The 26,731-nt window shown below is 65.1% G+C and carries 25 protein-coding genes; 15 read left to right on the top strand and 10 right to left on the bottom strand.

Features of this window, described 5'->3' with window-relative positions:
- Positions 1 to 104 precede the first annotated feature (104 nt).
- Positions 105 to 1,007, top strand: coding sequence for a helix-turn-helix transcriptional regulator (locus BM341_RS10815; protein WP_089795802.1), 903 nt, complete (start codon positions 105 to 107; stop codon positions 1,005 to 1,007).
- Positions 1,008 to 1,082: 75 nt separating this feature from the next.
- Here the strand turns inward: BM341_RS10815 and BM341_RS10810 are convergent, their stop codons facing one another.
- From BM341_RS10810 to BM341_RS10775, 8 genes are all read right to left on the bottom strand, one after another.
- Entirely contained in the window at positions 1,083 to 2,528 is a 1,446-nt protein-coding gene (locus BM341_RS10810; protein ID WP_089795800.1) for a GntP family permease, read from the bottom strand.
- The gene (locus BM341_RS10805; RefSeq protein ID WP_245784250.1) at positions 2,528 to 3,850 is read right to left on the bottom strand and encodes a glycerophosphodiester phosphodiesterase family protein; all 1,323 of its coding nucleotides are present in this window, start codon (positions 3,848 to 3,850) and stop codon (positions 2,528 to 2,530) included. The genes BM341_RS10810 and BM341_RS10805 overlap by 1 nt, the downstream gene beginning before the upstream one ends.
- A gap of 230 nt (positions 3,851 to 4,080) precedes the next feature.
- Positions 4,081 to 5,664, bottom strand: a complete 1,584-nt coding sequence (locus BM341_RS10800; protein ID WP_089795798.1) for a tetratricopeptide repeat protein — start codon at positions 5,662 to 5,664, stop codon at positions 4,081 to 4,083.
- 137 nt (positions 5,665 to 5,801) lie between these two features.
- Positions 5,802 to 6,872, bottom strand: a complete 1,071-nt coding sequence (locus BM341_RS10795; RefSeq protein ID WP_089795796.1) for a bifunctional transcriptional activator/DNA repair enzyme AdaA — start codon at positions 6,870 to 6,872, stop codon at positions 5,802 to 5,804.
- A gap of 21 nt (positions 6,873 to 6,893) precedes the next feature.
- Positions 6,894 to 8,312, bottom strand: a complete 1,419-nt coding sequence (locus BM341_RS10790; protein WP_089795794.1) for an NAD(P)-binding domain-containing protein — start codon at positions 8,310 to 8,312, stop codon at positions 6,894 to 6,896.
- Positions 8,309 to 8,872, bottom strand: coding sequence for an OsmC family protein (locus BM341_RS10785; protein ID WP_089795792.1), 564 nt, complete (start codon positions 8,870 to 8,872; stop codon positions 8,309 to 8,311). Before BM341_RS10785 ends, BM341_RS10790 begins: the two co-directional genes overlap by 4 nt.
- A 115-nt stretch (positions 8,873 to 8,987) precedes the next feature.
- Positions 8,988 to 9,602: a nickel-binding protein gene (locus tag BM341_RS10780; protein WP_089795790.1), complete on the bottom strand. Its 615-nt coding sequence runs from the start codon at positions 9,600 to 9,602 to the stop codon at positions 8,988 to 8,990.
- A gap of 17 nt (positions 9,603 to 9,619) precedes the next feature.
- The gene (locus BM341_RS10775; protein WP_175507847.1) at positions 9,620 to 11,869 is read right to left on the bottom strand and encodes an ATP-binding protein; all 2,250 of its coding nucleotides are present in this window, start codon (positions 11,867 to 11,869) and stop codon (positions 9,620 to 9,622) included.
- 156 nt (positions 11,870 to 12,025) lie between these two features.
- On the opposite strand from BM341_RS10775, the gene BM341_RS10770 reads away from it, so the two are divergent.
- Together BM341_RS10770 and BM341_RS10765 are read left to right on the top strand one after the other, a co-directional pair.
- On the top strand, positions 12,026 to 13,531 hold the full coding sequence (locus BM341_RS10770; protein WP_217646216.1) for a pyridoxal-phosphate dependent enzyme: 1,506 nt from the start codon (positions 12,026 to 12,028) through the stop codon (positions 13,529 to 13,531).
- A 69-nt stretch (positions 13,532 to 13,600) separates the two neighbouring features.
- Positions 13,601 to 14,230: a carboxymuconolactone decarboxylase family protein gene (locus tag BM341_RS10765; RefSeq protein ID WP_089795784.1), complete on the top strand. Its 630-nt coding sequence runs from the start codon at positions 13,601 to 13,603 to the stop codon at positions 14,228 to 14,230.
- On the opposite strand, the gene BM341_RS19655 is transcribed toward BM341_RS10765, so the two are convergent.
- Both BM341_RS19655 and BM341_RS10760 read right to left on the bottom strand, forming a co-directional pair.
- The gene (locus BM341_RS19655) at positions 14,201 to 14,326 is read right to left on the bottom strand and encodes a hypothetical protein (protein ID WP_281246496.1); all 126 of its coding nucleotides are present in this window, start codon (positions 14,324 to 14,326) and stop codon (positions 14,201 to 14,203) included. The genes BM341_RS10765 and BM341_RS19655 overlap by 30 nt on opposite strands.
- On the bottom strand, positions 14,323 to 15,531 hold the full coding sequence (locus tag BM341_RS10760; RefSeq protein ID WP_089795782.1) for an MFS transporter: 1,209 nt from the start codon (positions 15,529 to 15,531) through the stop codon (positions 14,323 to 14,325). Before BM341_RS10760 ends, BM341_RS19655 begins: the two co-directional genes overlap by 4 nt.
- A gap of 146 nt (positions 15,532 to 15,677) precedes the next feature.
- Between BM341_RS10760 and BM341_RS10755 the strand changes: the two genes are divergently transcribed.
- The 12 genes from BM341_RS10755 to BM341_RS10700 all read left to right on the top strand — a co-directional run bounded on the left by BM341_RS10755 (position 15,678) and on the right by BM341_RS10700 (position 26,698).
- The gene (locus BM341_RS10755) at positions 15,678 to 15,860 is read left to right on the top strand and encodes a hypothetical protein (RefSeq protein ID WP_089795780.1); all 183 of its coding nucleotides are present in this window, start codon (positions 15,678 to 15,680) and stop codon (positions 15,858 to 15,860) included.
- A 190-nt stretch (positions 15,861 to 16,050) separates the two neighbouring features.
- Complete coding sequence (locus BM341_RS10750; protein ID WP_139232997.1) at positions 16,051 to 16,419, top strand: hypothetical protein; 369 nt, start codon at positions 16,051 to 16,053, stop codon at positions 16,417 to 16,419.
- A 136-nt stretch (positions 16,420 to 16,555) separates the two neighbouring features.
- A complete protein-coding gene (locus BM341_RS10745; protein WP_089795776.1) occupies positions 16,556 to 17,335 on the top strand; it encodes a helix-turn-helix domain-containing protein in 780 nt (259 codons plus the stop codon).
- Positions 17,336 to 17,470: 135 nt separating this feature from the next.
- Entirely contained in the window at positions 17,471 to 18,544 is a 1,074-nt protein-coding gene (gene dctP / locus BM341_RS10740) for a TRAP transporter substrate-binding protein DctP (RefSeq protein ID WP_089795774.1), read from the top strand.
- A 101-nt stretch (positions 18,545 to 18,645) separates the two neighbouring features.
- Complete coding sequence (locus BM341_RS10735; RefSeq protein ID WP_089795772.1) at positions 18,646 to 19,191, top strand: TRAP transporter small permease; 546 nt, start codon at positions 18,646 to 18,648, stop codon at positions 19,189 to 19,191.
- On the top strand, positions 19,188 to 20,465 hold the full coding sequence (locus tag BM341_RS10730) for a TRAP transporter large permease (protein ID WP_089795770.1): 1,278 nt from the start codon (positions 19,188 to 19,190) through the stop codon (positions 20,463 to 20,465). The genes BM341_RS10735 and BM341_RS10730 overlap by 4 nt, the downstream gene beginning before the upstream one ends.
- Positions 20,466 to 20,515: 50 nt before the next feature.
- Complete coding sequence (locus tag BM341_RS10725) at positions 20,516 to 21,550, top strand: histone deacetylase family protein (protein WP_089795768.1); 1,035 nt, start codon at positions 20,516 to 20,518, stop codon at positions 21,548 to 21,550.
- 107 nt (positions 21,551 to 21,657) lie between these two features.
- Positions 21,658 to 22,014 carry a RidA family protein gene (locus BM341_RS10720; RefSeq protein ID WP_089795766.1) on the top strand — a complete coding sequence of 119 codons (357 nt, stop codon included), beginning with the start codon at positions 21,658 to 21,660 and terminating at the stop codon, positions 22,012 to 22,014.
- Between the two features lies 1 nt (position 22,015).
- Positions 22,016 to 22,957, top strand: a complete 942-nt coding sequence (gene lhpI, locus BM341_RS10715) for a bifunctional Delta(1)-pyrroline-2-carboxylate/Delta(1)-piperideine-2-carboxylate reductase (protein ID WP_089795764.1) — start codon at positions 22,016 to 22,018, stop codon at positions 22,955 to 22,957.
- Entirely contained in the window at positions 22,954 to 24,069 is a 1,116-nt protein-coding gene (locus tag BM341_RS10710; protein WP_089795761.1) for a class II histone deacetylase, read from the top strand. Before lhpI ends, BM341_RS10710 begins: the two co-directional genes overlap by 4 nt.
- Positions 24,066 to 25,037, top strand: coding sequence for a branched-chain amino acid transaminase (locus BM341_RS10705; RefSeq protein ID WP_089795759.1), 972 nt, complete (start codon positions 24,066 to 24,068; stop codon positions 25,035 to 25,037). Before BM341_RS10710 ends, BM341_RS10705 begins: the two co-directional genes overlap by 4 nt.
- A 311-nt stretch (positions 25,038 to 25,348) precedes the next feature.
- The gene (locus BM341_RS10700; protein WP_089795757.1) at positions 25,349 to 26,698 is read left to right on the top strand and encodes a Na+/H+ antiporter family protein; all 1,350 of its coding nucleotides are present in this window, start codon (positions 25,349 to 25,351) and stop codon (positions 26,696 to 26,698) included.
- The last annotated feature ends 33 nt before the right edge of the window (positions 26,699 to 26,731 follow it).

Below are 26,731 nucleotides of genomic sequence, written 5' to 3'. Positions count from 1 at the left end.
GCTTGCATGATGTACGTTGACGTCCTTCTATGCATCCAACGCAGTAAATCATGCATATATAAACGTGTTCATGCAGGATCAGCCATGCATCAAGGGAGCAATTGATGGGCAACGAGCGACGCCACCTGCCGCATGCCTACCTGACGACTGTCGAGGTGGCCGACTATCTGCGCCTGAAGGAGCGCAAGGTCTATGACCTGGTGCGCCAAGGCGAAATTCCCTGTATGAGAATCACCGGGAAGCTGCTGTTTCCAAAGCAGAGCATCGACCTGTGGCTGATGAACCATCTGGAGGGGGACCGTCGCAGCGCTAGGCCGGTGCCGGCGGTGCTGGCCGGCAGCCAGGACCCGCTTCTCGAGTGGGCCGTTCGCGAAAGCGGCGCCGACCTGGCGATGCTCTGCCATGGCAGTGGTGACGGCGTGCGGCGATTGATTCAGGGCGATGCCATGGTGGTCGGATTGCATCTGGTCGATGCTGATAGCGGCACGTATAACGTCCCGACGGCCATCGGGCTCTCCGGCATGCGTGATCTGGTGATGTTTCGCTGGGCGATCCGCCAACAGGGCCTACTGCTGGCACCGGGCAACCCGCTGGGTATCGACTGCCTGGAGGACCTGGCACGCCTACCGGCAAGGATCGCCCATCGCCAGCCCGATGCCGGCGCCCATCGACTGCTGGAGTGGCTGCTGGCACGGGCGGGCGTCGAGGTCGACAGGCTTCGTTTCACTGTCCATCCTTCGCTCAGCGAGGACGATCTGGCGCTGGCCATCCGGCAGGGCGAGGCGGATGCCGGTCTCGGGGTCGAGGCGGCGGCGCGCCGACAAGGGCTGGACTTCGTGCCGCTTCATGAGGAGCGCTTCGACCTGGCCCTGCGGCGTCGCAGCTATTTCGAGCTACCCATACAGTGTCTGTTGGCCTTTACCCGGGAGCCACGCTTCGCCGAACGCGCCGAGGCGCTGGGCGGCTACGACGTCAACGAATTGGGGCGGGTGGTCTACAACGCCTGAGACGTACCGGTGCAGAAATGATGCTGGTGGCAAGGATCGCCTCTGTCACAAGGTCGACGCTGCCAGATGCTGCCTTCAGAAAGAACCCACCAGGGTACCCAGGATAATCAGCAGTGCCAACGAGATGATAGGGACCACCACGGCCACCACCGCAATGTCGAGGTAGGCCTGGCGGTGCGTCAAGCCACAGATGGAGAGCAGCGTGATTACCGCACCGTTGTGTGGCAGGGCATCCAGCCCGCCGGTGGCCACTGCCGTGACGCGGTGCATCAGCTCAGGGGCGATACCCGCGGCCTGGCCCATGGCCAGGTAAGTGTCCCCCAGCGTCGCCAGGGCGATACTCATGCCGCCGGAGGCCGAGCCGGTCATGCCCGCCAGCAGGTTGACCGCGATGGCCAACGAGATCAGCGGGTTATCCCCTCCCACCGAGGTCACCCAGAGGCTGATCGTCTCGAAGGCCGCCAGGGAGGCGATCACCGAACCGAAGCCGACCAGGCTGGCGGTATTGAAGATCGGCAGCAGCGAGGCATTGGCACCGCTGTCGAGAGTGGCAGTGAGGGCTTCGAGACGATGCCGGTTGGTGAGGATGATGACCCCGATGGCAATCACCAGCGCGGCGATCACCGACCAGACCCCACGTACCGACTCGATGTTGGTCGCACCATAGACCGGCTCGGCGAGATACCCGGTGTCCATGGCCGGGATCACCACCACCGTGAACAACAGGTTCAGCGCGATGACCAGCACGATGGGCAGCAGCGCCAGCGTCAAGGGAGGCAGGTCGCGAACCGGCTGTGCCGTGACCTCGGCCAGATCGAAGCCTTCGCCTGCCGCGTGTTCTCGCAGGTGCACGGCGGGAGGCGCCTCGCCCTGGTGATCGCCATAACCTTCGTCGGCCGCTCTCGCCTGGCGCGCCTGATGGTTCAGCCAGGCTTGTCCCAGCCCCAACATGACCAGGCCGCTGAGGATGCCGAGCCCCGGCGCAGCAAACGGCGAAGTACCGAAATAGGGCATGGGAATGGCATTCTGGATCGCCGGCGTGCCCGGCAGCGCCGTCATGGTGAAGGTGAAAGCCCCCAGCGCAATGGTGCCGGGAATCAGCCGCTTGGGCAGGCTGGCCTGGCGAAATAGTGCGGCGGCAATGGGATAGACCGCGAAGGCCACCACGAACAGTGAGACGCCTCCATAGGTCATCACCGCGCAGGAGAGGACTACCGCCAGGATGGCGCGAGTGTCACCCAGACGCTCGACGATAGCTCTGGCCAGTACCTCCGCGCTGCCCGAATCTTCCATCAGTTTCCCGAATACCGCCCCCAACAGGAACAACGGGAAGTAGCGGACGATGAAATCGCCCGCGGCCCCCATGAAGACCTGGGTGTAGCTGGCCAGCAGCGGTGTACCGACCGAGACCAGTGCTACCAGCGCGGCCAGCGTCGGAGCGAGAAGCAATAGGCTGAGCCCACGGTAGGCAAGATACATCAACAGCAGCAATGCAATGGCGATCGCCGTGGTACCGATCATCAATGGTTGCCTTCGTTGGCGTTCACACAATTATCGTAAAAGGTGACGGTGGCCGGCCAGTCGCTGAACAGGCCGATGATGCCGACATCGCGGGCGAGCACGTCAAGGGTGAGCAGCTTGTCGCCGTCGTTGTCGATTACGTCATCTGTGGTGCTGTGGTACCACTCGCCGTCGTTGGCCAGCGGGCCGGAGCGCTCGAAGGTCCAGGCGATGAGGTCGAGCCCCGCCGCCTTGGCGTGCTCGGCGTAGACAGAGGGCACGATGCGGTTTTCTTCATCGCTCGCCTCGGGGTTGGCCGCCAGCAACATCCACATTGGCGGCGCGAGGATCTGAACGCCCATCTCGGCCAGCTCTTCCATGGTCGGTGTCCAGGTGGCCGGGTAGTTGTGGTCGAATTCGTCGAGGCTGTAGCGGTCGTCGAGGTATACGGCCTGTTCGCCGAACCCGGGCGCGTTGTCGATCCAGTAGCGCACATCGTCCAGGTTGAACGACTGGGCGTAGACGTCACTTGCCGGGACATCGGCGGCCTGGTACTCGTCGATCATCTTCTGGGCGTAGTCTTCCTGGCTCATGCCGTTAAAGGGCATCTCGACACTGGGCGCCTTGAGCTCGGGGGTCATCTTCACGCCCAGTGACTTGAACAGGTCGATGCTTTCGGCGTGGGTCATCAAGGTGCCACGTGAGTTGTAAAGATCGGTGCGCCAGCCGGGTGTGCCGGCGAGATATTCCTCGATGCTGCCGGCCTCGGTGTTGGCCCCTTCCATCTTGCCCTGCAGCGTGCGGAATTCCGCCAAGGTGATATCGCTGGTGCAGCACTGGACGTCGACGGCATTGCTCAGCTCGCCCGCCTCGTTGAAAGCCGGAGGCACGCTGCACTTCTGTGCCAGGTCGGTTTCGACGATGTTGGTAGTGGTGTGAAGATCACATTGCGAGTGGCGGCAGACCAGTTCCTGATCGGCGGTGAAGGTCACGTCGCACTCGAGAATGCCGGCACCCAGCTGGGCACCAGCGAGGTAGGACTCGCGGGTGTGCTCGGGAAACTGTAGCGGAGCGCCGCGGTGGCCGATGCTGAAGTCGCTGCGCTGCCAGTCGTCGGTGGTGGCGGCGCAGCGCAGCAATTCGGCCTTGAGCTCGCGTGAGCGCTGGGTCTCCTCATCCATGTCCTGGACCAGGAAGAGCGGACGAGGCCCGAGGGTAACGTGGCTGGCGGCGGCGACGATCTTGTCTTGGGCGGTATTCTCGTCCTGGCTAGCCAAAGTAGCGGGGGCGAGCAGTAGCGCCGCCAGCCCGCCGAGCGTGAGCATCAAGGTAGGGGTTTTCATGTAAGCCTCGCTTTTTCTTCTTGGATGAAAGGAATGGATAACACCTGTTCAGCCTGCCCGATGGAGTGTGACGACACCGTGACGTCTTGCTTCAGGGCGGGCAGCGTCTCCTCAAGTGTAGAAGTCCACCGTATAAGACCAGCGCATAAGGTATGACGGGCATTGCACGGGCGGGCCGCGGGCCCTTCGGGAGGGCCCGCGGCTGAGCGATGTTGTGCCTGTCGAAAGTCTCAGAAGCGTGAGGCCGGCAACCAGACGTCGGCTCTCGCCCAGGCCTGTTCGAACGCCTCACCGGCCTCGGCTGCCTCGGTGTCTTTTCCCTGGGCAGCAAGGCTTTGCTCGAGCCCCTTGAGCGACCAACCGTTATCGGGGTGTACCGCCAGGGCATCGCGATAGATCGTTTCTGCCTCCTCGGCGTGCCCGGCTTCCAGCAGCACCGCACCGAGCACGTGGCGGACCGGTATCGGCCAGGGCTCGGGCTCGGAATAACCGAGGCCGTCCTCCAGGGCGATGGCCGCCTGCAGCTGTTCGCGCGCCTCATCGAGTCGCCCCGCGTCGGCGGCGATTTCGCCGGCCAGGATACCCGCTGCAATCCCCAGTAGGTCGCGCTGCGCATGCCCGAAGAAGTGATAGGTGGCATCTTCCGGGGTCGCCTCCCGAGTGGCGCGGATCCGCGCCAGGGTTTCCCGGGCCGCTTCGGCATCACCGGTGCGCAACTGCGCCAGCCCCTGCGCGAAGTGCCACATGGCAGCTTGGAAGGCCGCGTCCGGCTCACCGTCCTGATTCAGCAGTTCATCCCAGCGGCCGAAGCGGGCGAGCTGCAGGCTGTGGTGGAAGATATCTTCCGCACGTTCGCGTCCGATGTCCCGAGCGGCCGAGAGGGCGACGCCGCTCTGCCCGTCCATCCAGGCTGAATACACCAGCATCAGGGTGTTGTGGGGCGCATAGGTGCTCACGGCCGCGTCGTGGCGGGCCGCCTGGTCCCTCTGGCGCGCCCGTTGGTTCGCGCGGACGCTGTCGCCATAGCGGCCGATGTTCATGTAGATGTGCGACGGCATGTGCTGAATGTGGCTCACCCCCGGGATGGCCTCGGCCAGCCGGTCGGCGCAGGCCTCGGCACGGGTTGGCTTATAAGCCTCCACGGTGTGGATATAGAGGTGGCAGGCGCCGCCATGGCCAAGTTCGGCGTCCAACACGGTTTCCAGTTCCTCGATCACCGTCTGGGTCTCCGGGTAGGGTTCGCCGTCTGCCTGGTAGAGATCCCAGGGGCGGTACAGCATCAGCGACTCGGCATAGAGGGTGCGTATGTCAAGGTCGTTGGGATGGGCCGCCACGGCCGCTTCCATGGCCTCGGCGTAGCGACGGGTTGCCTGCTGCGGGTCGATGTTGTCCTCGGAGGACGGGTAGCGCACGGCCATGGCCTCGATCAGCGCCTGCTCCCAGGGCGCGGCGTCATCGACCAGTTCGAGGGCTCGCTGGGCCGCCGCGTGGGCGTCCTTCTGATCGCCGACGCCGCCAGGATTGTTTTGATAGGGGCCCAGCGTCCAGGCTTCCCCCCAGGCACAGAGGGCGCAGTGCGGATCATGTCGCTGCGCGGCCTGGAAGGAACGGATCGCTTCCGGTCGAGCGAAACCGTAGGCGAGTCGTAGCCCTTGGTTGAAGTAGGCCTGGGCCTCGTCGGAGTCCGTGGTAATGGTGCGGCCGTGATCCCCCAGGTTGTCGAAGCGCGGAGGATCGGCGCTGTGGGCGGGGGCGATCCATACCACGCTGGCCATGGCCAGCGCGCAGGCGGACGTGCTCATGATGGCTTTCATGGTGACCTCCCAACGGTAGCGGGTTTCCAGGATTTCGACAGACGCTGGTGCCGTGTCAGCCAGCCTCCTAGGTTCCACAATCTTCTTGGCTAGCCGCGCTTGCCAGAGCCAGACGGGTCAGAAACGGTCCATTCCGGTCAGGAGGCGCCGTGTTGGCGCTGGCGTTCCGCCTCCAGCAGTTGGCGTTTGCGCTCCAGGCCCCAACGATATCCCCCCAGGCCGCCGTCGCTTCGCAGCACGCGATGGCAGGGAATCAGTACCCCGATACGATTCCTGCCGCAGGCGGAGGCGACGGCACGAACGGCGCTGGGCATGCCGAGCCGTTCGGCGAGCTCACGATAGCTGAGCACCTCGCCTTCGCGAACGCTGAGCAGGCATCGCCATACCTGCATCTGGAAGACGGTACCGCGCATATCCAGTGGCAGGTCGGGCCGTGGACCGCCCACATCTAGATACTGCTTTAGCGCTTGCATCCAGAAGTTTAGTTCGGGCGCGTGCTGCGCGCTCGAGGCGATAAGCTCGGCCCGAGGGAATTCATCGCGAAGCGCGTCGAGTAGGGCGTGTTCGGTATCGCCAAATTGTACGCAGCACACGCCCTTGTCGGTGGCCGCCATCATCAACAGTCCCAGCGCGCTCTGCCGGCAGGCGTAAGCGATGGTCTCGCCGGCTCCACCGGCCCGATACGTGCTTGGCGTCATGCCGAGGTTGCGCGTCGCCTCACCGTAAACCCGACTGGTGGACCCGAACCCGGCGGCAAAGATCGCCTCGGTCACGGTGTCAGTATCTTTCAGCTGCTGCTTGTAGCGTCGCATGCGTACCGCGTTTCGGTAGGTCTTCGGCGAAATGCTGAAGGCCCGCGTGAAGCCGCGTTGCAGTGCGCCGGCCGACAGGCCCGACACCGCGGACAGCTCGGCAAGGGTGAGCGGTGTTTCGGCATGGGCGTCGATGTAACGCGCGATGTCGACCAGGCGGGTATCCAGCATGCCCGTCTCGGTGGGTCGGCAACGCTTGCAGGGCCGATAGCCCGCCGCCATGGCGGCATCGATGCCGGGAAAGAAGCGCAGGTTTTCGGGTCTGGCGTGGCGACTCGCACACGAGGGCCGGCAGAACACGCCCGTGGTGAGTACCGCATAGACGAACACGCCATCCAGCGAGGGATCTCGGGCGCTGATCGCCGCGCGCATCTGGGCTTCGGAGGGCAGGCTCATGGGGGTTCCTCGCAGTCTTGTCTAATCGCCTTCAGTCAATACTACCCGCGCAGAGGCGTCCATCCGATTCCTGCACGGGAATCCGCCTTGGGCGAGGCGGTTTTCTCCCTTGCCGTCCTCTGAAGAATCCCCGGGGTCGTTGGCAGGACAGTCATGGGAATAACCAGCGAGATAGCCGACGAGATGATCGCTGAGCTCGCGGGCGTCGTCATCGACGCCGTGGATGAAGCTCGACTTGCGGCGGCGCATGAACGGCAGACCCAGCGCATAGAGGCCCGGCGCCTCGGCGACGCCGCCGTGATGTTTCAACCGTCCCTTGCGGTCGAGTACCGGCACATGCAGCCAGCTATAATCCGGGCGGAAGCCCGTCGCCCAGAGGATCGTGCGTATCTCGCCGCGGGCCAGATCGAGGCTCAGGCGCGGCGAGGCAGGCAGCCGGGTCGGCGGGAAGCGTTCGGGCGGTGCCAGTTCGCTGTCCAGTCCGCGATGGCTTGCCCAGGCATCGAAGGTTTCGAGCAGCCGCCCCAGCTTGAGGTCCGCCGCCGCGCAATGGGCCGCCAGTGAGCCAGAGAACTGCAGCGTATGGTCGCGCAGACCGACCAGCCGCCCGACCCGTTGCACGCCTAGCGCCGCGAGGGCATTAAGGTCCAGGGTCGCCGGCGTCTCGCTACCCATCAGCTGCGGCGATGGCAGACGTCGGGCACGCTCGATGTCGTCGATCTCATCGAAGCGCTGGTCGAGCAGGCCGCTCGCCTCCATCCACCACTGGATGTCCCGGCCGCGATAACGCCGCGGCATTCGCACGTGCTCGCCTACCGTCAGCGTCACTGGCCGCCCGCTGCGCTGGATCTCGTCGGCCAGTTGCACGCCGGTGGCCGAGGCGCCGACCACCAGCACGCCACCCTCGGCCAGTTGGCCGGGGTGGCGATAGTCGCGCGTCGTGAGGCTGTGGAGGGACGTCGGCAGCGAGGTGGCCAGCGCCGGCACGACCGGCAGGTTGCAGGCGCCGCTGGCGATGACTACCGTGCGACACCGCCAGTCGCCGGCGTCGGTGACCACACGGTAGCCGCCGGGTGCCGGCCGCACCGATAGCACCCGGGTGGCGGTGTGAATCGGTGCTGAGAGTTTCTGCGCATAGCCGTGAAGAAAGTCCACGACCTCCGGCATGGTCATGAAGCCCTCGGGGTCGGGTCCGGCATAGCGAAACCCGGGAAGCCGGCATTGCCAGTTGGGTGTCAGCAGGCGTAGCGAGTCCCACCGCTCATGGCGCCAGGCGTTGGCCACCTCGCCACGCTCCAGGACGACATGGTCGATGCCACGCCTGTCGAGATGATGACTCATGGCGAGCCCGGCCTGCCCCGCGCCGATGACCACTACCGCTGTCACGCGGTAGGGCAGGACGCGGGGCGAGCTGGACTGCCGACGAAGATCGCCGTTCATGCCACGCTTACCGTTACGTTGGTGGGATTGGTCAGCAGGTCATAGACCGCCGAGCGTTTCTGGGACTGAGCGACCAGCGCCTCGATTTCTTCGCGTGTGGCGTCGGCATCGATCTCGAAGCGTACCCTGACGTCCTCGAAGCCGTTGCGCACGTCGCTGTCCATGCCCAGGATCCCCTGGATATCCATGCTGCCCTCGAGGGTGGCCGTGATCGAGCGCAGCTGAATGTCGCGGTGCTGGGCGACGGCGGCGATACCTGCGGTCAGGCAACTGGCAAGCCCAACCAGCACGTATTCGACCGGGGTGGGGCCATGGTCCTCGGAGGCGAAGACTTCCGGGTGGTCGGCATCGAAGGTGAAGCGGGTCTTGTGGTGTTGCTCCTCGCCGAGGCCGTGATAGCCATCGATGGTCGCGTGGCTGTGGGTGCCATTGACCCAGTCGCAGCGGGCACGCCAGGTGAAGCGTGCCGCTTCCGGCGCCTGGGCGAGGGCCTCGCGGGCGCCCAGCAGGGCAGCGACATTGACGCCGTTATCGACCTGAATTGAAGTGGCGGTTTGCATGGGAATCTCTCCTTTATGATGGCTCTATCTCGGATATGGCCGGCCGGGTATCGACCGGTCAGCTACCAGCCTGGGCCCGGTTCGTGAGACCGAGCGGGGGAGAGATCGTGGTTTTTCAGGAGGCGGCGTGGGTATCGGCGTGGTCGTCCGGCAGCACCGCGTGGAAGGCCCAGACGCGCTCGAACGGCATTCCGGCCTGGTGTTGGGCCAGCCGGACCGACTCGGCGTCGGGGGCCTGGTAGAGGCAGATCATGCGCCGGCGGCTGTGCGCGAAGAAGGTGCGCACGAAACGCACCCGATGGTGTTGCAGGCAGGCCGCCTCGGCGTCTTCGCGGGCCTGGAGGTGCGCAAGCACGACCGGCTCGTCGAAGGCGCGCTCCACCAGCACGTTGGCGAGTAGCGGCGGCGTATCGCAAGGGGCTATGTCGCAAGGCTCTCTGGCGTCCCGCTGCCTGCGCAGTCGTTGACGGGATATTGCCGGCGCGTCATGAACCGTGGCGGGCCAAAGAATACGCGTGTCGGCGCCTGCTTGGCGCAGGGCGTTCCGCACGGATTCGGCGTCGGGCGCCTGGAAATGGCAGAACATGCGCTGGCCGTCTTTCGCCAACAGGCTGTACTGCCAGACCACGCGATGCAGGCGAAAGCAGTCCAGGGCACCCTGCGACACGGCGAGTACGAACTCCGGGGTGATGTGCGAGACGAAGCGCCGTTCGAGACAGACATCGATCATGTCCTGCCCTCCACCGGTCAGTCGGTTAGTAACCCGGCGACCCGGCACCAGGCCCAGCGGGCAACCGGCGCCTGTTCGAGGGTGGCTACCGCCTTGGCATGCTGTCGGTGAGCGGCCGTTTCGCCGCGGGTGCGGTGTGCTGCGGCGAGCACGCAGTGCGCCAGCATCTGCTCCGTGGCGCGCTCCAGGACCCTGGCATTGTCGAGCGCCTCGGCGGCGTGAGCGACGGCCTCGGTCGGCCGGTCGCGCTCGACATCGAGCAGCGCTGCATGGGTCAAGAGGTAGGACAGGCGATGCTTGGCGTCGGCGTCGCGCAGAGCCGACAGCGCCTTGTCCAGAGGCCGCGTGTCGTCGTCCAGGGCATAACGACACAGCGCTTGCGCGGCATGCGCGAAGGGGGCTTCGCTGCCATCGCGAAGCTTTTCACCGATCTCCACCAGGCCGTCGCAGCGTCGTTGTGCCGAGGCGTAGTGGGCCCGCTCGATATCCAGCATCATCAGGTATTCGTTGGCCTGGAATTCGCAGAGACGGTCGCCGCTGGCCTTGCACAGGGTGCGTGCCTCCTTGAAGTGCGCCTCGGCGTCTTCTAGGTGGTTGTCGTGGTAGCGCAATAAGCCGAGAGCCATGGGGATGGCGGGGTGGCTCACCCGCTGTTGCCTGGCGAGTTCGCGGGCCTCGGTCAGCATGGCGGTCGCCTGGTCGAGGTCACGCTCGAGCATCGCCAGACACTTGGCCGTCTCTGCCATGGCGATGATCTGTTCGTGGTCGCCCGCGCTGCGGGTCATCCGCTCGGCCTGCAGGGCCTCTTCGTGGGCGCCGGACCATTGACCGTGCGCCCAGAGGACCTGGCTCGCCAGTTGATAGCCGAGGCGGGCGTGGGCGAGGGCGCCATGTTCCAGCGCCTGCTCGGCCAGCATGACCAGCTCGTTGGCGGTGGCTTGCCAGTCGGCCAGCGGCGCCGCGCTGAGCATGATCTCGCGCAGCTCCAGAAACAGGCAGATACGCCGCTCGCCGGCAAGCCGCTCGGCCATGGCGAGGCCTTTCTGCGCCAGACGTTGGGCTTCCTCGTTGGCGAAGAACCGCAGACACAGCCGCCCGGCGGTGACCAGGGCATCGGCGGCCAGGCCCGGATCGCCGCTCAGCTGCGCATGGTGTGCGAGGTCGGCGGCATGCTCGAGGTCGAGGACGTTGTCCTGGGCCAATAGCTCGGCCACATGGTGATGCATGAACTGGCGGCGCGCCGGCGATATCCCCTCGTAGAGACTTTGGGCCACGCGTTCATGGGAAAAGCACAAGCCTCGGTCGGTGGCCTTGAGGAGGTTCAGACGTTCAGCGGCCTCCATCGCCTCGCCGATGTGGTTGGCAGGCAAGCCACTGACGCGGGCCAGCCAGGGAATATCGAGGCAGGGGGTGAGAATCGCGGCCCAGCGCAGCACCTCCCGCGTGGGGGTGTCGAGCCGCGCCAGCAAGGCATCCGCTGATTCGTCGGGGCCGGCATCGTCGTTCAGCGGTCGGTCGCGGTCGGCCTGCTGACTGCCGAGAGGATGGCCGGGGGCCGTGCGGCGAGCCCGCAGCAGCGCACCCTGGGGCGTGATGCCGGCCTGCTTGAGCAGGCGCATGCCCAGTTGGAAATGCTGCTCGGCGTCCCGCGGGCGGTTGAGGGCCAGCAGCAGGCGAATCAGGCAGGCACGAGCATCCTCGTCGAAGGGCGAGAGGCGAACCAGCGAATGGGCATGGGGCAGCGCCCGCTCGGGGATATCTGCCAGGCGGTCGACCAGCGCCTGCAGCAGTGAGGTCTGGGCGCGCAGGGCGCCTTCCCGCTCGGCAAGACACCAGCTGTGAAAATCATGGAAATTCGGCAGGTCGAGCCCCTCGAGAAACGGCCCGCGATAGCGAGCGACGGTGGCCTCGAGCGCCTCGATGGTGACCGCAGCCGGGTTCTGCCTGACCAGCCGATGCAGCACGGTGATGTCGATAACGATATCGCGGGTATCGAGTGCCGCCACGAGGCGGTCGGCGATGATCCTGGGGCGGTCGGGATCATCCACCAGCCGGCGAAGCTTCGACAGGCTCCAGCGCAGCGAGCCGCGGGGGTCATCGGGCAGCTCCCAGAGCAGGTCACAGAGGTGTTCGCGACTGAACGGACGAGCGTGTACCGCCAGGTACGCCAGCAGGGCGCGGGTCTTCTTCGAGGGCGGCAGCACCAGTGCCTGGCCGTCTCGAATGACCTCGAGATCGCCAAGCACGTTGAGGGTCAATGCAACCATATGACCACCCCCGATGAGACACCCACCCTTGAGTATAGCCCGCGATGCCGATTGGCTCGGCCATGAAAAACCACGCTGGCTTCCACGCCCGCTCACTCGGCCGCTGTCGAGACTGACCATCAGGACAACCGACACGATGGCTCGAGGAGGTAGATCATGGCGCGTTACGACAATATTCTCGACTCGATCGGCGGCACGCCGCTGGTCAGGCTCAATCGGCTCGCTCCCGCCGATATCACCCTCTACGTGAAGGTCGAGGCCTTCAATCCCATGGGCTCGGTCAAGGATCGCATGTCGCTCGCGGTCATCGAGCAGGCCGAGCGCAGCGGCGAGCTGCGTCCTGGCCAGACGGTGATCGAGGCGACCAGCGGCAACACCGGCATCGGGCTGGCCATGGTCTGCGCCTGCAAGGGCTATCCGCTGGTGGTCACCATGGCGGAGAACTTCAGCGTCGAGCGGCGCAAGCTGCTGCGCTATCTCGGCGCCAAGGTGGTGCTGACGCCGGCGGCGGAGAAGGGCACCGGCATGCTCAACAAGGCGATAGAGCTCGCCGAGACCCATGGTTACTTCCTGTGTCGCCAGTTCGAGAACGAGGCCAACGCCGACATACACTCGCGGACCACGGCGCGTGAGATTCTCGACGATATGGGCGACGTGCCTCTTCACGCCTGGGTCACGGGGTTCGGCACTGGCGGCACGCTCAAGGGTGTGGCCCGGGTGTTGCGACAGCATAGCCCGGCGACCCGCATCGTGGTCGCCGAACCCGACAACTCGCCCTTGCTCGGCAGCGGCATCGCCCAGCCGCGCGATGCCAGCGGCGCGCCCGCGGCGAGCCACCCGCGCTTTCGCCCCCACCTGATGCAGGGCTGGACACCGGATTTCATCTCACGGCTCACCGAAGACGCGGTAACTGCAGGCCATGTCGACGAGGTGATACCGGTCGCCGGCGACGAGGCCATGCGCCTGTCGCGCGATCTCGCCTGTCAGGAGGGCATCTTTGTCGGCACCTCGAGTGGCGCCACCTTGGCCGCGGCGCTGGAGGTGGCACGACGCTCGCCCCCGGGCAGCCATATCGTCTGCATGCTGCCGGATACCGGCGAGCGTTATCTCTCCACGCCGCTGTTCGAGGGCATCACCGAGGCGATGACCGACGAGGAGATTGCCCTGTCGCGCTCCACGCCGGGCTACCGTTTCGATTCGCCGCCACCTGCCGCACCATCGCCCCGGGACGGCAAGGCCGCGACCCAACCGGTGGCGCTCGACCCCGAGGCGGTACGCTTCGTCGACGAGGTGCTGGCGACCGAGCCGGTGGTGATGTTCGCCCTGGAATGGTGCGAGTTCTGCTGGTCGGCGCGCAAGTTGTTCGCGCGGCTGGGCATCGAGTACCGCAGTGTAGATCTCGACGCGGTGGCCTATCAGGAGGGCGACCTGGGGGGGCGCATTCGCGCGGTACTTGCCGAGCGTACCGGCGCCACGACCATCCCGCGGATCTTCGTTGGCGGCGAGCATATCGGCGGGTGTACCGAACTGTTCGACGCCTGGCGCGATGGGTCGCTGCCCCGGCGGCTCGAGGCCCTGGGCGTCGATTACGACCGCAGCGTGGAGCTCGACCCCTATAGCCTGCTGCCTGCCTGGCTGCATCCGCGCACGCCGGTGGCGTGAGCGGTGTCTCGGTACTGGGTCTCAAAAACGGAGTCTTAAAACTGTTTGGCAACACCAGGAGATCACGACATGAGCTTTATCCATACGACGCCCCCCGAACAGGCCACGGGCGAGGTACGGGCCATGTACGAGCGCCAGCAGGCACATTTCGGCTACTTGCCCAACTACGCCCGGGTCTTTTGCTACCGCCCCGATATCATGGCGAGTTGGGCGGCGCTATTGGCAACAATCCGCCGCCATATCGCGCCCCGGCGCTTCGAACTCGTCACGCTGGCGGCCGCCCAAACGCTGGGCAACTCGTACTGCGCGCTGGCCCACGGTCAGGCATTGACGGCGCTGATCGGCACCCAGGACGTCCAAGCCATCGCCGAGGGCCGCGAGCCGCGCACCCTGACCGACGCGGAGCGCGAGATGGTGGCCTTCGCCCGCAAGGTGGCGGGGTATGCCGCAGAAGTGACCGAGTCGGATACCGAGCGCTTGCGCGCCGTCGGGTTTGCCGATGACGAGATCTTCGACATCGTCGCCATGGCGGCGGCGCGTGCCTTCTTCACCAAGGTGTTGGACGGTCTCGGTGTCGAGGCGGACGCCGCCTATCGGGAGATGCCGCCGCGATTGCGCGATGCCTTGACGGTGGGGCGGCCCATCGCCGCCGGGGCAGTGGAGACGCACTCAACAGAGCCGGCTACCAAGCAGCAATAGGCTGGCATCCGCCACCTGCCAGCCCCACCAGGCAAGCGCCGTGGCTGCCGCGGTGCCGAGCAAGGCGGCGATCGGGATGAAATGACGGCGCGTCATGCCTCGACCTGCGCGGGGGCGGAACGGTCCACGGGGGCTTCGTTGATGAACCAGTGCAGGGCGGCCGCCACGATCGACAGCACGATGGCAAGCTTCCAGACCACGTCGTAATCGCCGTTGAGGTCGTAGAAGAAACCGCCCAGCCAGACGCCCATGAACGAGCCCAGTTGGTGGAACAGGAAGACGATGCCGCCGAGCATCGAAAGATGGCGCACCCCGAAGACCGAGGCGACGATGCCGTTGGTCAGCGGCACCGTGGAGAGCCACAGCAAGCCCATGGCGATACCGAACAGATACGCGCTGGTGGTGCTCAGCGGTGCCACGAGGAAGAGCGTGATCACCACGCCGCGGGCCAGGTACAGCCAGGTCAACAGGCGTGGCTTGGAGTGGTGGCCGCCCAGCCAGCCGGCGGTATAGGTGCCGACGATGTTGAACAGCCCCACCAGCGCCAGCACGGTGCTGCCCACCTGCACGGCGATGCCGTTGTCGAACAGATAGCCCGGCAGGTGCACGCCGATGAACACCACCTGGAAGCCGCAGACGAAGAAGCCCAGACAGAGCAGCCAGAAGCCGCGATGGTTGGCGGCCTCGTCCAGTGCGGCGCCGAGTGACAAGTCGCTTGCCTGACGCTGCGAAGGCCGGTCGCGCAGCATGCCGCCCAGCGGCACCATCAGGGCGGCCAGCCCGCCCATCACCAGCAGAGCGGCGGACCAGCCGAGCCATTGCAGCAGGCCCAGGGTGCCGGGCAGCATCGCGAACTGGCCGAAGGAGCCGGCGGCGCTGACGATGCCCATGGCCAGGCTGCGCTTTTCCGGCGCCACCGTGCGGCCCACGGCACCCAGGATCACCGAGAAGGTGGTGCCGGAAAGTCCCAGGCCGATCAATAGCCCGGCGCTCAGCGACATGCCCAATGCAGAGTCCGACATGCCCATCATGACCAGCCCCAGCGCATACAGCAGCCCGCCGACCACGATGACTCGCGCGGCGCCGAAACGATCGGCCAAGGCCCCGGTGAACGGCTGTGCCAGGCCCCAGATCAGGTTCTGCAGCGCCAGCGCAAAGGCAAACACCTCGCGCCCCCAGCCGAGGTCGCTGCTCATGGGCTCGAGGAAGAGGCCGAAGCCGTGACGCAGGCCCATGGCGAGCGAAATGACCAGGCTGCCGAGAATGATGATCAGCAGGGCGTGGCGGCGAAGGGTGTCCATGATGGCGACAAGCCTGTAAGCAGACGAACGGTCTGTTAATGTCGCGCGTTTCGTCGCGCCTGGCCACTGTCTCTTGATGGATACGGCAGGCAGGAGGCCGCGGCTTCGTTAGAATACAAGCGCTTGTTCATATTAAGGAGCTTTCCATGTCATTCAGACCGTTGTCCCTGTTCATCATGCTGTGTGGTGTCCTGCTTGTCGCCGGATGCAGCTATCAACCCGCGCGTATCAAGTCCGAGCCGCTGATCGTCATCGACGACGACCGCGGCGGACACTCGCGAGACGGCAACTTCTGCCCGCCAGGCCAGGCCAAGAAGGGCCGCTGCTGAGCGTGCATGGTCTTTCCTTGCTCTTTACACAGCCTGGGGAGGACAGGGCATGCAGTGGAAGGGTAGCGTTAGCGAACGGTGTTCGAGACGCCCCGCCCAGAGAGGCAACCGCATGAGATGAGCGGCAAGGGATGCCAGGCCGGGAACGCAGGGAGTCCCGCTTCCGTTCACTACCTTGCGAGGTATTGCCATGAAAACGCCCATGCGCCTGCTGCTGCTGCTGACGCTAATCGCCGCCACCCTGACCCTGGCCGGCTGCAGCTACCAGCCGGCGCGAATCCATTCCAAGCCGCTGATCGAGATTGAGGGGGCCTCCGGTCATCGCGATTATCGCGGCGGCGATCGCCATTATCGCCAGTACCGACACCACGACCGCTATCAGAAACGCCACCATCGCCGCGCCGAGCGAGAGTATCAACGGGGTTATCGACAGCACCGCGGCTATCGAGACCGCGGTTATCGAGAAAGCCGCGGCTATCCAGACTATCGGGGTCAACGAGAGAATCGCGGCCATGGACGCTTCTGCCCGCCGGGCCTGCGCAAGCAGGGGCGCTGCTGATCGCCAGCCTTCGGTGAACAAGAACTCGCTTGCCCCAAGGAAGGCCGGGGCGGGTGGCCTGGTTGTCTCAGTTGATTTTCACCGTGCCCGGGGTATGGTGAAACTCTATTGCTGAAGCGGGCAACCGGTCGCGGCCATGTCGTTTCTCGAACTGAAATCACGCATCCTGGGTCCTGAACATGTCGCGCATGCGCATGACTATCACCAGTTGATCCTGGCTACCTGCGGGGCGACCGAACTGGCAATGGGGGGCTGTGCCGAGCGCGTCACCGGTAATCGTGGCTGTCTTATTCCCTGCACGAGTCATCATGAATTTGTAGGCGATGGTCGCAACCGCACCCTGGTGCTCGATATCCCCCTGAGCAGCCTGGCGTCGGTGCGCGACAGCAGCGGCATCGAGCGACTCTTTGACAAGCCGCGTTTCTTCAGCGTGCCGACCGGGCTCAACGAGTTGGCCGGGAGCCTGATGCGCCAGTTGGAACAGTGTCCGGCCCTGCATAGCGAGATTGCAGCCCTGCTGCTTCGGGCGCTCTATCTGCATCTGAAAGCCGAGCCGCATGGCGGCGTCGATGGCCTGTCGTTGACTCATCAGACTGGCGAGCGCCTGGACATGCAACGCCTGGATATCTGGATCGACCGTCATCTCGCCGACGACATCCGCGTCGAGCAACTTGCCGCACTCTGCGCCCTGAGCACCGGGCATTTCCATCACTGCTTCCGTCACCTGACGGGCTATACGCCCCAGGCCTATGTTCAGCTTCGCCGGCTCGAGCATGCCCGCAGCCTGGTCTGTCACAGTACCCTGAGTCTGGGCCACATCGCGTCGTTGATTGGTTTTCGCGACCAGGGCAGCTTTTCGCGCGCCTATCGCCGTCAGTTCGAGGTGAGTCCCTCAGGAGATCGCCGCATCGATTGAGGGTTCATGAGTCTCGGGCAAGCCTTGCGCAGCGTCGGGCAAGCGCAGTGGGACGTGTCGACTTACTCTAGGGATAGCGACCGCAACTAAGCGGTCTGCCGTTCGATCATAACGACAATACTCGGAGACGACACGATGCCCCTCAAGTCCCTGCCCCGTATCGCCACACTTGCCGCGCTTCCTCTGGCCATTGGCGCCACCCATGTGCACGCCCAGTCCACCGAGATGGCCATCGCCACCATCCTGCCCGAGGACATGAGCAACAATGAGGTCTACCCGGCGTTGGTGCACTTCAAGAACCTGGTCGAGACCCGTACAGATGGCGAAGTTGTGGTGTCCATCTTCGGAGGCAGCCAGCTGGGTTCCGAGGTGGAAACGGCCTCCGAGGTGCAAGGCGGACGTACCCTGCAGTCCACCATCATCACCACCGGTGCCATGTCGTCTTTCTACGACGACTACCAGCTGATGACGGCACCCTTCTTGTTCGATAACTGGCGACAGGCCTGGACCTTCTTCGACGGGGAGTGGTTTGCCGACTTCATGTCCGGCACCATCGAGGAAGCCGATATGCGCTACCTGGGCACCTTCGACGATGGCGGCGGGTTCGTCGCGTTTACCAACAACGAGCGGCTGATCGAGACGGTGGAAGACCTCGAAGGCCTCAATATCCGCACCGAGGAGAATCCGGGCCATGTGGCGATCATGAAGGCCCTGGGCGCCTCGGCGACCCCGCTGCCCTGGGGCGAGGTGATCACGGCCCTGGAAACCGGCCTGGCCGACGGCCAGTTCAACGCCCCGGTGCTCAACACCACCTTCAACTTCGACGAGGTAACCGATTACACCACCCTGACCGGTCATGTCTATAACAGTGCTGCCTGGCTGGTCAGCGAAGAATGGTTTCAGAGCCTCACCGAGTCGCAGCAGGAAGCGATCGTCACCTCGGCCCGCGAGGCCGTCGAGATCGGCCATGGCATGTCGGGGGCGCTGGCCACCGCCAGCTGGGAAGAGTCCTGCGAGCGCTTCGAGGAGTGCTACATCATGCCGCCCGAGGAGCGGACCAACATGGCCGAGATCGCGCGTCCCGCCTGGCGTGACTGGATCATCAACGACTTCGGCATCGAGGCCGACAAGGTCGACGCTTTCCTCGAGGAGGTGGCGCGGGTCGGGGAGGAAGTCTCCGACGAGGACGTCAGTCGCTACGGCCAGTAAGTCCGCCGGCGATTCGCTGTTATCGGGCGTCGGGCCGCGACGGCCCGGCGCTCGGCGCAACCCGATTTGGCTTCGGTCGACATGCCTCGAGGAACCGCTCCATGCGCCTTCTTGCCTCATTGCGCCGGGTCAGTGACGGCGTCAATCACGTTGCTATCGTGGCCTGCGTGGCCTGCATCCTGTTGATGCTGGGTATTTCCTTCACCGCCTTCGTGTACAAGCTCATGACCGGCAGTACCTTGAGCTGGACCTACTCGCTGGCCCGGCTTTTCCTGCCGTGGATCGGTTTTCTGTCGATGACCATTTCGCTGCGCTATGGCGAACACGTCGCCATGACACTGCTGGTGCGCAGTCTGCCGCGGGTATTGCTCAAGGTGGCGGCTGGCCTCTGCCTGGGGGTCATCGCGCTCTTCGCCCTGCTGCTGGTCTGGTACGGCTGGGACTTCTTCCTGGGGACTTCCCAGGTCTACATGGTCTCCGACCAGATCCAGATCCACGGCAAGTTTACTGCCATCGTGGTGCCCTTGAGCGGCGTGATCATCCTGCTTCATCTCGTGCAGGGCTTCGACCTGCTGGAGCACTTCATCGACGACGAGACGCTGATCGAAGAACTCATCGAGTCCAACGACACGGAGGCGCGCTCATGACGCCCGCGATCATCGCGTTTGTGCTGTTGCTGCTGATCGGGGCGCCGGTCGCCGTGGTCATGGCCATGTCGGGTCTTGCCGGCGGCTTCGCCATAGGTGGCGAGCGCATGCTCGGCATCATCGCCGATCGCATGTTTTCCGGGGTGTCGGGATTTCTGCTGATCGCCGTGCCCTATTTCATCTTCACCGCCGAGCTGATGAACCAGGGCGGCCTGACCCACAAGCTGATCGCCTTCAACAATGCGCTGTTCGGACGCGTCCGCGGGGCGCTGTCGCACGTCAACATCTCGGTCTCGGTGTTCTTCGCCGGCCTGACCGGGGCGGCGATTACCGATACCGTGGCGATCGGCAAGATCATGATCCCCGAAATGAAGAAGCAGGGCTATGACGCCGAGTACGCGGCGGCGATCACCGCCTGTTCATCGATCATCGGGCCGATCATCCCGCCTAGCGTGGTGATGGTGGTCTACGCCACCCTGCTGCGTGACATCTCGGTGATCGACCTGTTCGCCGGCGGCATCATTCCCGGCCTGCTGATGGCCCTCGCGCTGCTTGCGGTGAGCTTCTTCCTGGCCTGGAAACGCGGCTATCCCAAGCAGGCGCCGACGCCACTGAAAGCGGCACTGATGGCCTTCCTGATGGCACTGCCGGCGATGATCGTGCCGCTGATCATCCTTGGCGGTATTCTTTCGGGGTTGACGACCATTACCGAGGCCTCGGGGTTCGCGGCGGTGTATGCGATCGTGATCGGGGTGGTGTTCTATCGCACGCTCACCTGGCGCAAGATCTGGCATTCACTGGTGATAACGGTGCGCTTTTCCGGGGTGGTGTTCTTCCTGCTGGCGACGTCGGCGGTGCTCGGCTGGTTCGTTACGCGCTCCGGCATTGCCAGAGACGCCGCGGGGTTGATCACCACCTTCAGTGACTCGACATTCCTGCAGCTGATGCTGGTCTGTCTGCTGCTGATTCTGGTCGGCACGGTCATGGACGTGTTGCCGGCGCTGGTGGTGGTGGCGCCGGTGCTGGTGCCGGCGATGATTCAGCTGGGCGTCGACCCGCTACATTTCGCCATCCTGATGATCGTCGTGCTCAATATCTCCAACGTCACACCCCCGGTGGGGATGACGTTGATGACGGCAGCGAGGATCGCCAACGTGCCCTTCGAACGAGCCATCATTGCCTCGCTGCCGTTCTATGTGGCCTTCCTGGTGGTGATCCTGCTGTTGGTCGTCTTCCCGTCGCTTTCCACCTGGATTCCCTCACTGCTGAACTGATGCCAAGGAGGCCTTAATGAAAAGCAGGCCTCGATAAAAAGGAAGCCTCGATGAAGCTGTTCTACCATCCCGACCAGGAGCGCCATGCCCCACCGAGTTTCCTGCTGCGGGGCAAGCCGGTGGCTTCCCCCGAGGGGCCCGTGCGAGCGGAAATGCTCTCGGAGGGCCTCGCCCAGGCGGGGCTGTCGCTGACCGCACCCACCGAAGTCGATGGGTCTTCGCTACGCACCCGCCTGGCCAGGGTACACACGCCGCGCTATCTAACATTCCTCGAGACCATTCACGCGCGCTGGCGGGCGCTGCCCGATGCCGCCGAAATCGTCGCGCCCAATATCCACCCCTGCGGCGGTGGGCATCATTATCCGCGCCATCCGGTGGGGCAGGTCGGCTGGCACATGCACGACATGGCCTGTCCGATGACCGCTGACAGTTTCGCCGGTTTCCTGGCCAGCGCGGCGACCGCCGAGGCCGCCGCCGATGCGGTGCTCAACGGTGAGCGCAACGCCTATGCGCTGTGTCGACCCCCGGGGCATCACGCCGGCCCCGAGCGGGCCGGCGGCTTCTGCTTTCTCAACAACTCGGCGCTGGCGGCAACGGTGCTGCGCGAACAGCATGCGCGGGTCGCGATCATCGACGTCGATCTGCATCACGGTAACGGCACCCAAGACATCTTCTATGCGCGCGATGATGTCTGGACCGGCTCGCTGCACGCCGACCCGGCGGATTTCTATCCCTTCTTCTGGGGTGGCGCCGACGAGACAGGCGAGGGCGAGGGTAGAGGCTGCAACGTTAACCTGCCGTTGCCGGTTGGCAGCGATGGCGTTGTCTTTCTCGAGGCGCTGGACCGCTTGATCGCGCAGCTGCGTGACTTTCAGCCGGAGGCGGTGGTGGTCGCACTGGGGGTGGACGCCCACAAGGCCGACCCGCTGGCCGGCCTGAGCCTGGAGACCGACGACTTCATCACCGTGGGGCGTCGTCTCGCCGACATCGATCTGCCTATGGTGCTGGTGCAGGAAGGGGGGTACCCGACCCGGCATCTAGGCGAAAACCTGGCCGCCTTCATGAGCGGCTTTATGGGCCATTGAGAGGAGAAACTGTTACGCAATTCCATCCACTGAAATCCATACCCCGAAAATCACGATACTGAAAACCGAGTCACTTAAAGACAGCCACTGAAAAGCGAGAACACGCCATGACCGTTACGTATCACGACAGCAATGCCCGCATGAGCCAGATCACCGTGCATAACGGCACCGCCTACCTGGCTGGCCAGGTCCCGAGCGATCCCTCGGCCGACATGCGCGGACAGACCGAGCAAGTGCTGGGCAAGATCGATGGACTGCTCGCCAAGGCGGGCACCTCCAGGGAGCATCTGATCTCAGCACAGATCTGGGTGACCAGCATGGCCGAGTTTGACCAGATGAATGCGGCCTGGGACGGCTGGGTGACCCCGGGTCGCCCGCCGGTGCGTGCCGCCGTGGAAGCCAAGCTGGCCAAGCCGGAATGGAAGGTCGAGATCATGGTCATTGCGGCGCTGCCGGAGGCCTGAGATGCAGATTATTTCCGCCGAGGACGTGGCGGCATCGCTGCCCTGGTCGGCGTTGATCGAGCGGTTGGCCACCACCTTTCGGGAGGGCGTCGAATCGCCACCGCGGCATCACCATGCCATGCATCGGCCCGATGGCGAGGCCACCATGCTGCTGATGCCGGCCTGGGAGCAGGCCGGCTATATTGGCGTCAAGATGATCAACGTCTTTCCCCAGAACGCAGCGCAGGGCGTACCGGCGATTGCCGGCGTCTATCTGCTCAGTGAGGGTGTTCACGGGCGGCCGCTGGCCTGTATCGACGGCAGCGAGCTGACGCGGCGGCGCACCGCCGCGGCCTCGGCGCTGGCGGCCCGCGAACTGGCCCGCGACGATGCCGCGACCCTGCTGGTGGTAGGCACCGGCAAGCTCGCGCCGATGGTCATCGAGGCCCACGCCGCCGTGCGGCCCATCAAACGGGTGCGGATCTGGGGGCGCCACCCGGAAAAAGCCGAGGCGCTGGCGGCCGACTATGCCGATCGCTTCGATACGGCGGCGTTCACCGATCTGGAGGCAGCCACTCGTGAGGCGGACCTCATCAGCTGCGTGACGCTCGCAGCCGAGCCGTTGATCCATGGCGACTGGCTGTCGCCGGGGACGCATCTGGACCTGATCGGCGCCTTTCGACCGACCATGCGTGAAACCGACGCTGAGTGCCTGGCCCGCAGCGAGGTGTTCGTCGATACCTATGCCGGCGCCCAGGGTGAGGCCGGCGATATCCTCCAGGCGATCGACGAGGGCGGCTTCGCCTTCGAGGCGATCCGCGCCGAACTGGCCGAGCTGCTGCGAGGCGAGAAGCCGGGGCGCTCGTCGCCCGAGGCGATCACGCTGTTCAAGTCGGTGGGGGCCTCGCTCGAGGACCTGGCCGCGGCCATCGAGGTCTGGGAGCAGCGGGAGGCGCGGGGATGAGCACGGCGAAAGGCAGCGGCTTTTTCTGGCACGAGCGCTGCTTCTGGCATGACCCGGGCGCCATCGGAGTGTTCTCGGCGCCCGGCGAGTTCCTCCAGCCGCAACCCGCCTCGGAAAGCGCCGAAAGCAAGCGGCGGCTGAAGAACCTGCTCGAGGTGTCGGGGCTAATCGACGAGCTCGAAGTGCGCAAGCCGCCGCCAGCCTCTCGCGAGGACCTTGAACGCTTCCATACCCCTCGCTATCTCGACCGGCTCGAGGCCGGGGATCGCGCCAGGGGCGGTAATGGAGGCGACTGTGCTCCCTACACCCCGGGGAGCCTTGCCGCGGCGCGTCAATCGGCGGGCCTGGCGATCGCTGCCGTGGAAGCCGTCGCCATCGGCGAGCTGGATAACGCCTATGCACTATGTCGGCCGCCGGGCCATCACGCCGAAGCCGATCGGGGGCGCGGTTTCTGTCTGCTGGGTAACATACCGGTGGCGGTGATGCGCGCTCGTGCGCTTGGCCAGGTGGGGCGCGTGGCGATCCTCGACTGGGATGTTCATCACGGCAACGGTCAGCAGGCGGCCTTCTACGCTGAGCCCGACGTGCTCACGGTGTCGCTCCACCAGGCCGGCAACTATCCGCTCGATACCGGCTTCTTCGAGGAGCAGGGCGAGGGTGCGGGACGAGGCGCCAATCTCAACCTGCCCCTGCCGCCGGGCTGCGGCATCGGCGCTTATGACTACGCCATGTCCGAGTTAGTGGTGCCCACTATCGAGGCCTTCGCGCCGCAGATGATCGTGGTGGCCTGCGGCTATGATGCCGGCGCCAAGGACCCGCTGGGCAAGATGCTGCTCAACAGCCAGGCCTTTGCCCGCATGACCACCGAAATAAGGTCGCTCGCCGGACGAGCCTGCGATGGCCGACTGGTGCTGGTGCATGAAGGCGGCTATTCGGAAGGCTATGCGCCGCTTTGCGGCCACGCGGTGATCGAGGCATTGGCCGACAGCCGGACCCGGGTGGCGGACCCGCAGAATGACGAGATCGCCGCCTGGGCCTATCAGGCATTGCAGCCCCACCAGCGCGCGTTGATCGACGGCTGGCGCAACGATTTTACAAGGAACGCAAGATGACCCCGCTATACGACCGCGACGGCTGGCTGTGGCACGACGGCGACTGGTTGCCCTGGCGAGACGCGCGTACCCACATGCTCACCCATACCCTTCACTATGGCATGGGTTGCTTCGAGGGCGTGCGCGCCTACGCCGGAGCCGGTGGCACGCGGCTGTTTCGTGTCGCCGAGCATACCCGACGCCTGCTCGACAGTGCCCATGCCCTGGATATGTCGCTGGCCTTCGATGCCGAGACGCTGATCGAGGCCCAGCGTCAGTGCCTGCCCCGCAATGGCTTGACCAATGCCTATCTCAAGCCAACGGTGTACTTCGGCGCCGAGGGCCTGGGCCTGCGAGCCAAGGGACTGACCACCCATGTCATGGTCGCGGCCTGGGATCTGGGCGATTACATTTCGCCCGAGGCCTCAGCGGTCGGCCTGCGGGCGCTGACTTCATCGTGGGCACGCCATCACGTCAATATCAGCCTATGCCGTGCCAAGACCAACGGCCACTATGTCAACGCCATGTTGGCGCTCAACACGGCAGTCAAGGCGGGCTTCGACGAGACGATCATGCTCGACCCCGAAGGCTACGTGGCCGAGGCCTCGGCGGCGAACGTCTTCCTGCTGCGCGACGGCGTGTTGCATACACCGGAGGTGACCTCCTGCCTGCAAGGCATCACTCGCGACAGCGTGATATGCCTGGCGCGGGAAGTGCTGGGGCTGGAGGTGCGCGAGCGGCGCATCACCCGCGACGAGCTCTATACGGCTGACGAAGCCTTCGTGACTGGGACCGCGGCGGAGCTGTTGCCGCTGCGCGAGCTCGATGGCCGCCATATCGGGGCCCGAGCCGGCGCACCGGCTCCCGGCCGGCCGATCGAGAACGACTCGGTCACGGCACGGCTACAGCATCTCTATCGCCGGGTGACGCGCGGCGACCTGCGGGATGATCTGACACCCTTCGCGGAGTGGCTGACACCAGCGGAGTGATAGGGGGGCGTCGCGTGTAGACCACAAAACGCCACGGCGCAGCGCGCCGTGGCGATATCCGGTTCCTCCCTGGGCATCGTCCTGATGCCGATTGTCCCTGTGGGGCTTCCTGCCCCGTCGCGTCCATGGCGTGGTGTCGGCAGTCTCCCTTGCCTGTCTCTAATGTTATCGCCGATCCCCATGACAGGGACGTGATGGCCGGGTGACGATTGCATGACATCCGGGTCGAGGCACGCCGGCAGGCCAGGCCGCCTTCTGGTAGACTCCTGCGCCGTTTCGTCTCAATCAACTCCTTTTTCGGGAAAGCGGTCATGAATGCAGTAATCATTGCGGTGCTGGTGATGGTGGGCCTGTCGCTGGCACGGGTCTCGGTGGTCTTTGCGCTGGTGGTCGGTGCGCTGGTCGGGGGGCTGGTCGGCGGGCTCTCCATCGAGGCGACCCTGGCGGCCTTTAATGACGGCGTGGGTGGGGGCGCCAAGGTGGCACTGGCCTATGCGACCCTCGGGGCCTTTGCCGTGGCCATCTCGCGTTCGGGGCTGCCGGACCTGCTGGCACACCGGCTGATCAGGGGGCTCGGGCAGGAAGCTACGGCGAATCGCCAGGCCACCGTAAAGTATCTACTGCTCGGCACGGTGCTGCTGGTGGCGATCTCCTCTCAGAACCTGATTCCGGTGCACATCGCCTTCATCCCGATTCTCATCCCGCCGCTGCTCAAGGTGATGAATCAGCTGCGCCTGGATCGCCGGGCCGTGGCCTGTGTCCTTACCTTCGGCCTGACCGCCCCCTACATGCTGCTGCCGGTGGGGTTCGGGGCGATCTTCCTCAACGATATCCTGCTGGCCAACATCAACCAGGCAGGCGATTCGCTGGGGCTCGAGATCAGCCGCGGCATGGTGCCCCTGGCGATGGGCGTGCCGGTGGCCGGCATGGCACTGGGCCTGGTAGTGGCGCTGTTCGCCAGCTACCGCAAGCCGCGCGACTACGCGGCACTGGATGTGACCACGAGCAACGTGCCGCACCACCCTCCTGAGGTGCATGAGCCCCACGCGCTGGGGCTTTCGATGTCGCTGGCGGCTATCGTCGCCGCCCTGGGTATTCAGCTCTATACCGGTTCGATGATACTCGGCGGTCTGGTGGGCTTTGCGCTGCTCTCGGTGGGTGGCATCTTCAAGTGGCGCGAGGCCGATGACCTCTTTACCAGCGGCATGCGCATGATGGCGCTGATCGGCTTCATCATGATCTCCGCCTCGGGCTTCGCCGCGGTGATGACCGCCACCGGGCAGATCGAGACCCTGGTGGAGTCAAGCGTCGAGGTGATCGGCGACAACCGCGGCCTGGCCGCACTGCTGATGCTGCTGGTGGGCCTGTTCATCACCCTGGGTATCGGTTCGTCGTTCTCTACCATTCCGATCATTGCCGCCATCTTCGTGCCGCTGGCGGTGCAGTTCGGCTTCTCGCCGCTGGCCACCGTGGCATTGGTGGGCACCGCCGCGGCGCTGGGGGACGCCGGCTCGCCGGCCTCGGACTCTACTCTGGGGCCGACCTCGGGTCTCAACGTCGACCGTCAGCACGACCATATCTGGGACAGCGTGGTGCCGACCTTCCTGCACTACAATATCCCGCTGATCGGCTTCGGCTGGCTGGCGGCGATGACGCTGTGATCCGCTGGAAATGTCTGGCTGTTGTGCCAACGA

Source organism: Halomonas korlensis (genome assembly GCF_900116705.1).
In the GTDB taxonomy this organism is placed as follows: domain Bacteria; phylum Pseudomonadota; class Gammaproteobacteria; order Pseudomonadales; family Halomonadaceae; genus Halomonas; species Halomonas korlensis.
Note: the sequence above shows the minus strand (reverse complement) of the source record. Positions and strands in the feature narration are given on the sequence as shown.